The 13,020-nt window shown below is 73.2% G+C and carries 12 protein-coding genes; 2 read left to right on the forward strand and 10 right to left on the reverse strand.

All coding sequences use genetic code 11. The features are described 5' to 3' along the window. Window positions 1–79: 79 nt before the first annotated feature. The 10 genes from ACH4UM_RS07300 to hrcA all read right to left on the reverse strand — a co-directional run bounded on the left by ACH4UM_RS07300 (window position 80) and on the right by hrcA (window position 11,208). Window positions 80–1,072, reverse strand: coding sequence for an adenosine deaminase (locus ACH4UM_RS07300; protein ID WP_398174882.1), 993 nt, complete (start codon window positions 1,070–1,072; stop codon window positions 80–82). 20 nt (window positions 1,073–1,092) lie between these two features. Beyond that, complete coding sequence (locus ACH4UM_RS07305) at window positions 1,093–1,998, reverse strand: ribonuclease Z (RefSeq protein ID WP_398174885.1); 906 nt, start codon at window positions 1,996–1,998, stop codon at window positions 1,093–1,095. A 6-nt stretch (window positions 1,999–2,004) separates the two neighbouring features. Continuing rightward, window positions 2,005–2,358 carry a histidine triad nucleotide-binding protein gene (locus ACH4UM_RS07310; protein WP_398174887.1) on the reverse strand — a complete coding sequence of 118 codons (354 nt, stop codon included), beginning with the start codon at window positions 2,356–2,358 and terminating at the stop codon, window positions 2,005–2,007. A gap of 102 nt (window positions 2,359–2,460) precedes the next feature. Further along, window positions 2,461–5,718, reverse strand: a complete 3,258-nt coding sequence (locus ACH4UM_RS07315) for a S41 family peptidase (RefSeq protein ID WP_398174890.1) — start codon at window positions 5,716–5,718, stop codon at window positions 2,461–2,463. A gap of 84 nt (window positions 5,719–5,802) precedes the next feature. After that, on the reverse strand, window positions 5,803–6,378 hold the full coding sequence (locus ACH4UM_RS07320) for a hypothetical protein (RefSeq protein WP_398174893.1): 576 nt from the start codon (window positions 6,376–6,378) through the stop codon (window positions 5,803–5,805). A gap of 210 nt (window positions 6,379–6,588) precedes the next feature. Next, window positions 6,589–6,981 (reverse strand): VOC family protein, encoded by a 393-nt coding sequence (locus tag ACH4UM_RS07325; protein WP_398174896.1) that lies wholly within the window; start codon window positions 6,979–6,981, stop codon window positions 6,589–6,591. A 30-nt stretch (window positions 6,982–7,011) separates the two neighbouring features. Further along, on the reverse strand, window positions 7,012–7,749 hold the full coding sequence (locus ACH4UM_RS07330) for a 16S rRNA (uracil(1498)-N(3))-methyltransferase (RefSeq protein WP_398174899.1): 738 nt from the start codon (window positions 7,747–7,749) through the stop codon (window positions 7,012–7,014). Next, window positions 7,746–8,834, reverse strand: a complete 1,089-nt coding sequence (locus ACH4UM_RS07335; RefSeq protein WP_398174902.1) for a nitronate monooxygenase — start codon at window positions 8,832–8,834, stop codon at window positions 7,746–7,748. Before ACH4UM_RS07335 ends, ACH4UM_RS07330 begins: the two co-directional genes overlap by 4 nt. Before the next feature lie 220 nt (window positions 8,835–9,054). Further along, window positions 9,055–10,191 (reverse strand): molecular chaperone DnaJ, encoded by a 1,137-nt coding sequence (dnaJ, locus tag ACH4UM_RS07340; RefSeq protein WP_398174905.1) that lies wholly within the window; start codon window positions 10,189–10,191, stop codon window positions 9,055–9,057. Beyond that, on the reverse strand, window positions 10,192–11,208 hold the full coding sequence (gene hrcA, locus ACH4UM_RS07345; protein ID WP_398174908.1) for a heat-inducible transcriptional repressor HrcA: 1,017 nt from the start codon (window positions 11,206–11,208) through the stop codon (window positions 10,192–10,194). A 182-nt stretch (window positions 11,209–11,390) separates the two neighbouring features. On the opposite strand from hrcA, the gene ACH4UM_RS07350 reads away from it, so the two are divergent. Both ACH4UM_RS07350 and ACH4UM_RS07355 read left to right on the forward strand, forming a co-directional pair. Further along, window positions 11,391–12,125 carry an MBL fold metallo-hydrolase gene (locus tag ACH4UM_RS07350; RefSeq protein ID WP_398174911.1) on the forward strand — a complete coding sequence of 245 codons (735 nt, stop codon included), beginning with the start codon at window positions 11,391–11,393 and terminating at the stop codon, window positions 12,123–12,125. 32 nt (window positions 12,126–12,157) lie between these two features. Beyond that, window positions 12,158–13,018: a DUF3097 domain-containing protein gene (locus ACH4UM_RS07355; RefSeq protein ID WP_398174914.1), complete on the forward strand. Its 861-nt coding sequence runs from the start codon at window positions 12,158–12,160 to the stop codon at window positions 13,016–13,018. The last annotated feature ends 2 nt before the right edge of the window (window positions 13,019–13,020 follow it).

Genomic DNA, 13,020 nt, shown 5'->3' on the forward strand with positions numbered 1-13,020 from the left:
TTACGGGCTTACGGGCTTACGGGCTCACGGGCTCACCGGCCTACAGGCTTACCGGCTTACCGGCTTACCGCTTACCTGCCTACGGGAACTCATAGGCGTCCACCTCGGCGAGGTACCGCCGGCGTCGCTCCTCGTCGTGTTCCAGGAACGACGCGAGGAAGGAGTTGCGGGCCAGCTCCCTCAGCCGTTCCTCGCCGAGGCCCAGCGTCGTGCGCACCGCGTCGAAGTTGTCTCCGGCGTAGCCGCCGAAGTAGGCCGGGTCGTCGGAGTTGACCGTGCAGAGCAGGCCCGCCTCCAGCATGGCGGGCAGCGGATGGTCGGCGAGGGTGCCGACGGTACGCAGCCGCACGTTGGACAGCGGGCACAGGGTCAGCGGGACACGGTCCTGCACGAGCCGCTCCACCAGCGCCGGGTCCTCCATGCAGCGCAGACCGTGGTCCACGCGCTCGACACCGAGCACGTCGAGGGCCTGCGTGATGTACTCCGGCGGGCCCTCCTCACCCGCGTGCGCCACGCGCCGCAGACCGAGGGCGGCGGCGGCCTCGTACACCTCGCGGAACTTCACCGGCGGGTGCCCGACCTCCGCCGAGTCCAGGCCGACGCCCACGATCCGGTCCAGGTACGGCCGCGCCGCCCGAAGGGTCCGCGTCGCGGACTCGGCGGACTCGTCCCGCAGGAAGCACAGGATCAGCTGGGTGGAGACGTCGTGGTTCTGCTCGCTGCGGCCCAGCGCCCGCCACAGCCCCTCGACGACCGTGCCCATCTCCACGCCCCGGGAGAGGTGGGCCTGCGGGTCGAAGAAGATCTCCGCGTGCCGCACGCCCTGCGCGGCGGCCCGGGCGAGGTAGGCGTTCGCCAGATCCTCGAAGTCCCGCTCGGTGCGCAGCACGGCCATGAGTTCGTAGTACAGGTTCAGGAAGGACTGCAGGTCCTCGAACCGGTACGCCTCGCGGAGCTCGTCGGTGTCCGCGTACGGCAGCTTCACGCCGTTGCGCGCGGCCAGCTCGAAGGCCAGCTCGGGCTCCAGGGTGCCTTCGACGTGGAGGTGCAGTTCGGCTTTCGGCAGGGGCATCAGAGCATCGTACGGGCTGTTCACCGGCGTTTCGGGAGCGGCACTCGCACCAGGTCGTGCGCCACGGTGAGCTCGCCGTCGAACCCGGCCGCCCGCGCCTGCCGCTCGAACTCCCCGGGGTCGGTGTAGCGCTGGCTGAAGTGGGTGAGGACGAGGTGCCGTACGCCGGCCTCCCGCGCCGCCCGGGCCGCCTGCCCGGCCGTCAGGTGGCCGTGGTCGGCGGCCAGTTCCCCGTCCTCGTCGAGGAAGGTGGACTCGATGACCAGCATGTCGCAGCCGTCGGCCAGGGTGTGCACCCCCTCGCACAGCCGGGTGTCCATGACGAACGCGAACCGCTGCCCGCGCCGCACCTCGCTCACCGCCTCCAGCGGGACCCCGTTCAGGGACCCCTCCCGCTGGATGCGGCCCACGTCCGGGCCCTTGATGCCGTGCTCGGCGAGCCGCTCGGGCAGCATCCGGAGCCCGTCGGGCTCGACGAGCCGGTAGCCGTAGGACTCGACGGGATGGGAGAGCCGGTGGGCCTCGAGGGTGTACGCCGGTGTGGCCGCGAGGACGCCGTCGGTGCCGACCGGTACCTCGGCGAGCGGGACCGTCTCGCGGTAGGCGGTGGCGTACCGGAGGCGGTCGAAGAAGCGCTTGCCCGAGCGGGGGTAGTGCGCGGTGACCTCGTGCGGCACCTGGTCGAGGTTGATCCGCTGGATCACCCCGGCCAGGCCGAGCGCGTGGTCGCCGTGGAAGTGGGTGACGCAGATCCGGTTCAGGTCGTGCGCGGCGACCCCGGCGCGCAGCATCTGGCGCTGGGTGCCCTCGCCGGGGTCGAACAGGATGCCCTCGCCGTCCCAGCGCAGCAGATAGCCGTTGTGGTTGCGGTGCCGGGTCGGGACCTGGCTGGCGGTGCCGAGGACCACCAGTTCACGGACGGACACGGCTGCCTATCCGGGGGGCCACTCGAGGCCACGGCCGCCGAGGACGTGGGCGTGGGCGTGCCAGACCGTCTGGCCGGCGCCGGGACCGGTGTTGAAGACGGTGCGGTAGCTGTCCAGCTTGTCCTCGTCGGCGATGGCCCGGGTCTCGCGCAGGACGTCCGCGACGAGTTCCGGGGCGCCGGCGGCGAGGGCGGCGGCGTCCTTGTAGTGCGCCTTGGGGATCACCAGGACGTGGGTGGGCGCCTGGGGGTTGATGTCCCGGAAGGCGACGGTCGTCTCCGTCTCGCGGACGATCGTCGCGGGGACCTGTCCCGCGACGATCTTGCAGAACAGGCAGTCGTCCTGGGGTTCCCCTGCCATGGTGCCTCCTGGCGGTGGTGATCTTCTACGAGGGCATGCTACCGAGCGGTGCTTCCCGGGCGCCCGGTGTCGTCCTTCGGGGGTGGGCGCGCGGCCCGCGGGTCAGGGCAGGCTGGGCGGAGTCTTCGCGGGCGTCTCCTCCAGCGCCTCGAGCGCGATGCGGATCGCCTCGTCCAGCTGGGCGTCGCGGCCCGCCGCGTGGTCCTGCGGGCGCTGCACGACCTCCACGTCCGGGTCCACTCCGTGGTTCTCCACGCCCCACCCGTAACCCTCCAGCCAGAACGCGTACTTCGGCTGGGTGATCAGTGTGCCGTCGACCAGGTGGTAGCGGCTGTCGATGCCGATGACGCCGCCCCAGGTGCGGGTGCCGACCACCGGGCCGAGGCCGAGCGCCCTGATCGCCGCGTTGACGATGTCGCCGTCGGAACCGGAGAACTCGTTGGCGACCGCGACCACGGGGCCGCGGGGGGCGTCCTGCGGGTAGCTGTACGGCCGCATGCCGCGCGGCACTCCCCAGCCGACGATCCGCCGCGCGAGCTTCTCCACCACGAGCTGGGAGGTGTGGCCGCCGCGGTTCTCCCGCACGTCGACGACAAGGCCCTCGCGGGCCACCTCGACGCGCAGGTCGCGGTGGATCTGCGCCCAGCCGGGGGCCTGCATGTCCGGCACGTGGAGATAGCCGAGCCGGCCGCCGGACTTCTCGTGGACGTGGGCCCGCCGGCCGGCCACCCAGGCGTGGTAGCGCAGCGGCTCCTCGTCGGCGACGGGCACGACCACCGCGTGCCGCGGGTCGCCGCCGCCCGACGGGGAGACGGTCAGCTCGACCGGCTTGCCCGCCGTGCCGACCAGCAGCGGGCCCGGCCCGGTCACCGGGTCGACCGGCCGGCCGCCGATCGCGACGATCGCGTCCCCGGCGCGCACCGCGACGCCGGGCGCGGCGAGCGGGCTGCGCGCGTCCGGATCGGAGGTCTCCGAGGGCAGGATGCGGTCGATGCGCCAACTGCCGTCCGCATGGCGGGAGATGTCCGCGCCGAGCAGGCCCTGCCGGGCACCGTGGCCGTAGCCGCCGGGCGGCATCACATAGGCGTGCGAGGTGCCGAGCTCGCCGTGCACCTCCCAGAGCAGGTCCACGAGGTCGTCGTGGGTGGCGACACGGTCCAGGGCCGGCCGGTAGCGGTCGAGGACGCCGGCCCAGTCGACGCCGTTCATGTCGGGCCGCCAGAAGTGGTCCCGCATGATGCGGCCGGTCTCCTCGTACATCTGCCGCCACTCGGCGGCCGGGTCGACCATCTGGCGGACCCGGCCGAGGTCGACGGTGATGTTGGAGTCGCTGTCCTCGTCGCCGGAGGCGCGCCGGTCGCTGGGGACGACCTTGAGCTTGCCGTCGGTCCACAGCAGGACCCGCTTGCCGTCGCCGCTGACCTCGAAGTGGTCGGCGTCGGCGGCGAGGTGCTCGATGCGCTGCTGGGCGAGGTCGTAGCGCTCCAGCTCGGTCTTCGGGTCGGGGTCGTCGGGCGTGGCGCGGGTGGTGCCGAGGACGCCGCGCACCGGGTGGCGCAGCCACAGCACGCCGTCGCGGGCGGCGCGCAGGTTGGAGTAGCGGGCGGCCTCGACCGGGAAGGGCACGATGCGGTCGGCGAGGCCCTCCAGGTCGATGCGCGTGGCCGGGGTGCCCTCGCTGCCCGGGGTCTCCTCCTTGTCCGGGGCCTCGAAGGGGCGGCCGTGCCGCTGCGGGCCGAACGGGGAGGGCGTGGTCGCGGCCAGGGTGATCAGGTGCGGGCGGGAGCCCTCGACGAAGGCCAGGTCGAAGACGTGCTCGTCGTAGACCGGGTCGAAGGAGCGGTTGGACAGGAAGGCGAGGTGCTTGCCGTCGAGAGTGAAGGCCGGTGCGTAGTCCTGGAAGCGCAGCGGGGTCGCCTCGGTGACCGACAGGTCGGTGGTGTTGGCCAGGCGCAGCTGACTGAGCGGGCGCGGGCCGGGGTGCGACCAGGCGAGCCAGCCGGAGTCGGGCGAGAAGGCGAGGTCGCAGACGTCGCCGTCGTCGCTGCGGTCGACCTCGCGCACCTCGCCGGTCTCGCGCTCGACGAGCAGCAGCCGCCCGTCGTGCGAGGCGACGGCGGCGCGGCTGCCGTCGGGGGCCATCGCGAGTTCCAGGATCCGGCCCAGCTGCCCGGCGGCGAGCCGGCGTGGGGTCGCGCCGACGCCGAGGCCGGTGGCGGGCGCGAACTCCAGGGCGTCGTCGCCCTCGGCGTCCGTCACCCACACCACCCACTCCTCGCCCTCGGTGCGGAAGGTGCGTGGCAGCCGGGCCCGGACGCCGGGCTCGGCGGCGAGCGCGCGGGCGGGTCCGGAGCGGTGGGTGACCCAGTGCACGGCGCCGCGCACGGCGACCGCGCTGCCGCGTGCCGTGTGGTCGGGGGCGGCGGAGCCGAACCAGCGGGAGGCGTTCAGGGGGTAGGGCTGCAGGTCCACGCGCGGGCCGCCGAGCCGGACGTCGAGGCGGCGCGGTTCGGCGCCGTCGAGGTCGTCGAGGAGCCAGAGCTCACCGGCGCTGGAGTAGACGACCCGGGTGCCGTCGGTCGCGGCGTGCCGGGCGTAGAAGCCTCCCCCGCTCCCGGTTCCGCCCGAACGCGAGGTGCCCTCATGGGGGGTGTGCCGGCGCAGGTCGGAGCCGTCGGCGAGGGAGGAGTACAGCGCGCCGGTGCCCTCGTGGTCGGACAGGAACGCGATCCGGTCCCCCACCCACAGCGGGTACTCGATGTTGCCGTCCAGTTCCTCGTGCAGTCGTACGAACTCGCCGGCGCCCTCGCCTTCGCGGGCGTCCCGGTCGATCCACAGCTTGCCCGCGGTGCCGCCCCGGTACCGCTTCCACCAGGCCGCCTCGCGGCCCATCGGCGCGGACAGCAGTACGGTGTGCGGGCCGTGGGCGATGTCGGCGACCGGTCCGTAGGGCAGGGTGGTGGCCGGTCCGCCGTCGAGCGGGACGGCCCGGGCCCAGGTGCGGCGCAGACTGGCCTGGCCCTCGGTGCTGATGGCGAGGACCTCGCCGTCCGGCGTCCAGCCGCGCACCTGGGTCTTCCAGCTTCCCCAGTGCGTCAGCCGCTTGGCGGGGCCGCCGGCCACCGGGGCGATGTGCACCTCGGGCGCGCCGTCCCGGGTGGAGGTCCAGGCGACGGTGGCGCCGTCGGGCGAGATGCGGGGATGGTTCACCGGGACGTTGTCGGCGCTGACCCGCCAGGCTCTGCCGCCGTCCAGCGGTGCGAGCCACACGTCGTCCTCGGCGGTGAAGGCGACCAACTCGCCGTGCAGATGCGGAAACCGGATGTACGCAGGCGATGCAGACGATGCGGACTGAGTCACCTGATCACCCTACGCAGCGACGGCAGCCGAGCACAGGGGTTCGGATCACTTCCTGTGCTCGTCACACCGGGTGCGGGCATGCGCCTACTTGCCCTCCACGGGCCAGCAGGTGGGGTCGCCCTTGCACCAGATCGTCCGGGTGACGGTCACCGTGACGGTCGGCCCGGGCTGTCCGCCGGTCGGCCCGAAGGTGACCGGCGGCCGGTAGGTGGGCCCGGGCGTGGCGTTGCAGTCGCCGAGGCCGTTGACGTGGAACCACACCTTGCCGCCCACCTTGGCGGTCAGGTCCCCGCGCACACAGGCGCCGTCGACGGCCCGGGTGACCTTCCCGGTGACGGTGATCCTCCGTCCGTCCCTGGTCTGCCCCTGGCAGTCGACGGAGGCGACGGTGGTCTCGGACGCCGACGGCGCCGGCTTCCCCGGTGTGTACGCCTTGTTGCCGCCGTCGTAGCCGGCCGTGCAGCTGAGCCAGCGCACGGACGCGTGCTGCCGGTTCAGCTCCGCGGTCGCCGTCCGGTCGGTGGTGTAGGCCACCGCCGCGGAGCTCAGCCCGCCGGGATCACATGCGACGGCGCCGCCCACGGCGAGCGCCGCGAGCCCCGCCACGGCCATCACCCGCCGCCCGCGCGGCAGCCGCCGATTCCGTCTCAATGCCCCCATGCATGGCAGCCTGCCACCGCTCGGCCGCACGCGGTAGAGCGCATACGGCCACCCGGGCGCCGCGCGCTCCCGTGGTGGGCGGACGCGCGAAGCACACAGGTTAGGACGAACCCGGTGACGTGCGCGCCTTCGTCGACGGGGCCCGGTGCCGCGGACCGCTGCGGGAAGCCGGGGAGACGCGTTGCCGGGAGCTGTTCGCGGGCGCCGCGCTCAGCCGCGCAGCAGCAGCCACTCCTGGAGTTCGACGAGATTGCCCTCCGGGTCCTTGAGGTGGGCGACGCGCATACGGTCCGTCATGGGGGCCGGGCCGTGCAGCAGGGTCGCGCCGCGGGCGGTGATCTCGGCGCAGTAGGCGTCGAGGTCGTCGACGCGCAACACCACCAGCGAGCGGTGCCCGGTGGCCTCTTCGCCCAGCTCGCCCAGTACCCCGGCCATCATCTCCCGGTCCTGCAGGGCGATGCCCGCGGACCCGGTGGCGGGGCTGAACTTCTCGTAGGGCCCCTGCTCGGCCCCCGACTGCGGCTTGAGGCCGAGGACTTCGGCGTAGAAGCGGTAGCAGGCGGCGAAGTCGTTGACGAGCAGACGGACTTGGGCGAGTTCCACGGCGTCCCCCTACGGATCGGGACCGGCGGGTCAGGACCAGCGGCCGGTGCGGCCCAGGAGCAGGGCGGCGGCCGCCGTCCCGGCGGTCGATGTACGCAGCACCGTACGCCCGAGGACGTACGCCCTGGCACCCGCGTCCCGGAACTGCGCCAGCTCCTCCGGGGAGACACCGCCCTCGGGACCGACGACCAGCACGATCTCGCCCTCGGCGGGGAGCTCGGCGGCGGCCAGGGGTTCCTCGCCGCTCTCGTGGAGGACGGCGGCGAAGTCGGCCTCGGCGAGAAGTGCGGCAACCTGCTTGGTCGTCGCCGCGTCCGCGACCTCGGGGAAGCGGACCCGGCGGGACTGCTTGCCGGCCTCGCGCGCGGTCGAGCGCCACTTGCCGAGCGCCTTCAGGCCGCGCTCGCCCTTCCACTGCGTGATGCAGCGGGACGCGGCCCACGGGACGATCGCGTCCACGCCGACCTCGGTCATGGTCTCGACGGCCAGCTCGCCCCGGTCGCCCTTGGGAAGGGCCTGGACGACGGTGATACGGGGGCTCTCCTCGGGCTCCTCGGACATCGTGTCGATACGGACGATCAGCCGGTCCTTGCCCTCCGTGCCGGTCACCCGGCACTCGGCCCACCGCCCGGCACCGTCGGTCAGCACGACCCGCTCGCCGGGCTGCAGCCGCTTCACCGAGACGGCGTGCCGCCCCTCGGGACCGTCTAGCACGAACTCCTCGCCCGCTCCGCCCAGTCGGCCGACGACGAACACCGGTGCCGTCATCGCGCGTCACCTCCGAACGAGGGGAGGGCGGACAACGCTGCCCTCGCCGCGTCGAGTTCGGCCGCCAGCACCTGCACCAGCTGCCCGGCGGGCAGCTCGCGGGCCATCCGGTGCCCCTGGCCCGCCCACAGCGCCATGCCCTGCGCATCGCCCGCCTTGGCGGCCGCCATGCGCAGCGGGGCGGCGAGATGGTGCACCTCCGGGTAGGCGGCGGGCGCGTACCGGCCGTGCTCGCGCATGAAACGGTTGACCAGTCCGCGGGCCGGCCGTCCGGAGAACGCCCGCGTCAGCTCCGTACGCGGGAACATCGGGTCGGTCAGCGCCTGCTTGTGCAGGATGTGCGCGCCGGACTCGGGGGTGGTGAGGAACGCCGTGCCCAGCTGGGCGGCGCTCGCGCCGGCGGCGAGCACGGCGGCGATCTGGCTGCCGCGCATGATGCCGCCGGCGGCCACGATCGGCAGGTTCACCGCCTCACGGATCTGCGCGACGAGCGAGAGCACGCCGATGCCGGCGCCGTCGTTCTCCGGCAGGTCACGGTGGGTGCCCTGGTGGCCGCCCGCCTCCACGCCCTGGGCGATCACCGCGTCCGCGCCCGACCGCTGCACGGCGAGTGCCTCCTCGGCGGTGGTCGCCGTGACCAGGATGGTGGTGCCGGCGCGGTGCAGGGAGTCGACGACCTCACGGGTGGGGGCGCCGAAGTGGAAGGACACCACCGGGACCGGGTCGTCGAGGAGCACGGCGAGCTTGGCGTCGTAGCCGTCATCACGTCCGCGGTCCGGGTCGCCGAGCTCGGTCTCGTACCAGGTGGCCTCGCCGGTCAGCTGCTGGGCGTAGAGGTCGACGGCGCCCGACTCCGCGTGCTCGGGCTGCGGCATGAAGACGTTCACGCCGAAGGCGTGTCCGGTCAGCCCGCGCAGCTGCTTGATCTCCTGGTACATGCCGTCGGCCGTCTTGTAACCGGCGGCGAGGAATCCCAGCCCGCCGGCGTCGGACACCGCGGCGGCGAGCTGCGGCCCGGAGGGACCGCCCGCCATCGGAGCCTGCACGATCGGGTGCGGGAAGAGATCGGTCAGTGCGGAGGACATGACCGCATGTTGTCACGTCCTCCGGACAGGTCCGAACCCGGCCGACCTCTGGCACACGCCGGGAGGCAGCCACTGTCCCAGCGGCTGCCTCCCGGCCCGGGACTCGCCTCAGCGGCCGTTGAACGCGTCCTTCAACCGTGAGAACAACCCCTGCTGACCGGGCCGACTGTGCCCTCCCGGGGGCCGACCCCCGGACCCCCAGCCGGACAACCCACTCGCCTCAGCGGCCGTTGAACGCGTCCTTCAACCGTGAGAACAACCCCTGCTGACCGGGCTGGAACTGCCCCTGTGGCCGCTCCTCGCCGCGCAGCTTGGCCAGCTCGCGCAGCAGCCGCTCCTGCTCGGGGTCGAGCTTGGTCGGGGTCTGCACCTCGACGTGGACGATGAGGTCGCCCCGGCCGCCACCGCGCAGGTGCGTGACGCCCCGGCCGTGCAGCGGGATCGACTGGCCGGACTGGGTGCCCGGGCGGATGTCGACCTCCTCCAGGCCGTCCAGGGTCTCCAGCGGCACCTTGGTGCCGAGGGACGCCGCGGTCATCGGGATGGTGACCGTGCAGTGCAGGTCGTCGCCGCGCCGCTGGAAGGTCTGGTGCGGCAGCTCGTGGATCTCCACGTAGAGGTCGCCGGCGGGGCCGCCACCGGGGCCGACCTCGCCCTCGCCCGCGAGCTGGATACGGGTGCCGTTGTCCACACCGGCCGGGATCTTCACCGTCAGGGTGCGGCGCGCACGGATGCGGCCGTCGCCCGCGCACTCCGGGCACGGGGTGGGCACCACGGTGCCGAAGCCCTGGCACTGGGGACAGGGGCGGGAGGTCATGACCTGGCCCAGGAAGGACCGGGTGACCTGGGAGACCTCGCCGCGGCCGCGGCACATGTCACAGGTCTGGGCGGTGGTGCCCGGGGCGGCGCCCTCGCCGTTGCAGGTGTTGCAGACGACGGCCGTGTCGACCTGGATGTCCTTCGTCGTGCCGAAGGCCGCCTCGTCCAGCTCGACCTCGAGCCGGATCATCGCGTCCTGGCCCCGGCGCGTGCGCGAGCGCGGCCCGCGCTGCGAGGCGGTGCCGAAGAACGCGTCCATGATGTCGGAGAAGTTGCCGAACGCCCCGGCCCCGAAGCCGCCCGCGCCACCGCCGCCGGCCTGCGAGAGCGGGTCGCCGCCAAGGTCGTAGACCTGCTTCTTCTGCGGGTCCGACAGCACCTCGTAGGCGGCGTTGATCTCCTTGAACCGCTCCTGGGTCTTCGGATCGGGGTTGACGTCCGGGTGCAGCTCGCGCGCGAGCCGCCGGAAGGCCTTCTTGATCTCTTCCTGCGACGCGTCGCGGCGCACGCCGAGAACGGCGTAGTAGTCCGTGGCCACCTACGACTCCGCCAGGATCTGTCCGACGTACCGTGCCACTGCGCGTACCGCTCCCATCGTTCCCGGGTAGTCCATGCGGGTCGGTCCGACCACGCCGAGCTTGGCCACTGCCTCGCCGCCCGAACCGTAGCCCACCGACACGATGGACGTGGAGTTGAGTCCTTCGTGGGCGTTCTCGTGACCGATGCGCACGGTCATGCCCGGATCCTGTGTCTCGCCGAGCAGCTTCAGCAGGACGACCTGCTCCTCCAGCGCCTCCAGGACGGGCCGGATGGTGAGCGGGAAGTCGTGCCCGAAGCGGGTGAGATTGGCGGTGCCGCCGATCATCAGCCGCTCCTCGTTCTCCTCGACGAGGGTCTCGAGGAGGGTGGACAGCACCGTGGCGACCGTACCGCGGTCCTCGATGTCGAAGGCATCGGGCAGGTCCTCCACCAGCTGCGGGACGTCCGTGAAGCGGCGGCCCGCGACCCGGCTGTTCAGCCGTGCCCGCAGATCCGCGAGCGAGGTCTCCCCGAACGGCTCCGGGCAGTCGACCATCCGCTGCTCGACCCGGCCGGTGTCCGTGATCAGCACGAGCATCACCCTTGCGGGCGCCAGCGACAGCAGCTCCACGTGCCGCACGGTGGAACGGGTCAGCGACGGGTACTGCACCACGGCGACCTGCCGGGTCAGCTGCGCGAGCAGCCGCACCGTACGGGCCACCACGTCGTCGAGGTCGACGGCGCCGTCCAGGAAGTTCTGGATGGCGCGCCGCTCCGGCGCGGTCATCGGCTTGACCCCGGCCAGCTTGTCGACGAAGAGCCGGTACCCCTTGTCGGTGGGGATGCGGCCCGCGCTGGTGTGCGGCTGGGCGATGTAGCCGTCGTCCTCCAGCGCGGCCATGTCGTTGCGGACCGTGGCCGGGGAGACGCCCAGGCTGTGCCGTTCGGTGAGGGCCTTGGAACCAACCGGCTCCTCGGTGCCGACGTAGTCCTGGACGATGGCGCGCAGCACCTGAAGCCTTCGCTCACTGAGCATCGCGCACACCTCCAGAGTCGTCCCTCGGCTCCCCGCCTGGCACTCGGCGCATACGAGTGCCAGCTCTACGCGGCCCAGTGTACGGCCGAGGGGTACACCGGCGGCAAGGCTGGTCCGGGGAAGACCGGGTCCCGTCGCCGCCCGGCGGGCGGGGGATCGGTGACAGGGCCTAGCGTCGCGGTATGACGGTGACTTGGGAAGAGCTGGGCTGGGAGCCGTTGGCCGGCGGGGTCGGCCGGGTCCGGCTTCCGGTGTGGGACTGCACGGCCGGACTGGTCCTCGGGAAGGGCTCGGCCCTGCTCGTCGACGCGGGGTCGAGTCTCGAGGAGGGTGCGCTGTTGCGCGCGCAGGCGCGGGAGTTCGCCGGTGGCCCTGTGACGCTTCTCGCGCTGACGCACCCGCACTTCGACCACGTCTTCGGGGCGGCGCGGTTCCCGGAGGCCGAGGTGTTCGCCGCCGAGGGGTCGTACGCCGTGTTCGACGACGAGCGCGCGCGTGCGGAGCTGTGCGCGGACGCGGTGGCCAACGGGCTCCAGGCTCAGGCGGCGGACGAGGCGGTGGCGGCCCTGCCGCGCCGGCCCGGCCGCGAGGTCTCCGGCCGGCTCGCCCTCGCCCTGGACGGCGGCCCGGAGGTGCTGCTGGCGAACGTGGGTCCGGGCCACACCGCGCACGACCTCGCGGTGGTGGTGCGGGGTGACCGGCCCGTGGTGTTCTGCGGCGACCTGGTCGAGGAGTCCGGCGAGCCCCAGGCGGGCCCCGACGCCGTGCCGTCCCACTGGCCCGCCGCCCTGGACCGGCTGCTGGAGCTGGGCGGCGAGGACGCTCTGTACGTCCCCGGTCACGGAGCGGTGGTGGACGCGGCCTTCGTCCGGGCCCAGCGCGACGCCCTGGCGGAACACTTCGGCGTGTCGGGCTGATCGGCTCCGGGGTTGTCCATATCGTCACTCGAATGCGCCCACCGGTCTCCCGCCACCGCCCTTCCGACGAGGGCCCTCCGGGCCCGCGCCACCGTTCGTACTCCCCCGACCTGACCCCTCCCTGGAAGAAGTCCGGGCCCGTTCCGGAGGTCCGGGCCGAGCCCGGTCTGGTCGTCGAGGAGCCCGCCACCGGCTTCTGCGGTGCGGTGATCCGCTGCGAGGCGGGCACGGTGACCCTGGAGGACCGCTTCGGCAAGCACCGGGTGTTCCCGCTCCAGCCGCGCGGCTTCCTGCTGGAGGGCCGGGTGGTGACGCTGGTGAAGCCGTCGCCGGGTCCGGTAGGTCCCACCCGTACGGCATCCGGTTCGGTGGCCGTCCCCGGGCCACGCGCGCGCGTGGCCCGCGCCGGGCGCATCTATGTGGAGGGCCGGCACGACGCCGAACTGGTCGAGCGGGTGTGGGGCGACGACCTGCGCATCGAGGGCGTGGTCGTGGAGTACCTGGAGGGCGTCGACGACCTGCCGTCGATCGTCGAGGAGTTCGCGCCCGGCCCGGACGCCCGCCTCGGCGTCCTGGTCGACCATCTGGTCCCGGGCACCAAGGAGTGGCGCATCGCCGAGTCGGTGACCAGCGAGCACGCCCTGGTGGTCGGTCACCCCTACATCGACATCTGGGAGGCCGTGAAGCCCTCCTCCCTGGGCATCGAGTCCTGGCCCCGCGTCCCCCACGGCCAGGACTGGAAGACGGGCGTGTGCCGGGCCCTGGGCTGGCCGGAGAACACGGGGGCCGCCTGGCAGCGGATCCTGTCCCGGGTGCGGTCGTACAAGGACCTGGAACCGGAGCTGCTGGGCCGGGTGGAGGAGCTGATCGACTTCGTGACGGGGCCGGCGTAGCG

It is taken from the genome of Streptomyces sp. NPDC020801, assembly GCF_044334385.1.
GTDB lineage: Bacteria > Actinomycetota > Actinomycetes > Streptomycetales > Streptomycetaceae > Streptomyces.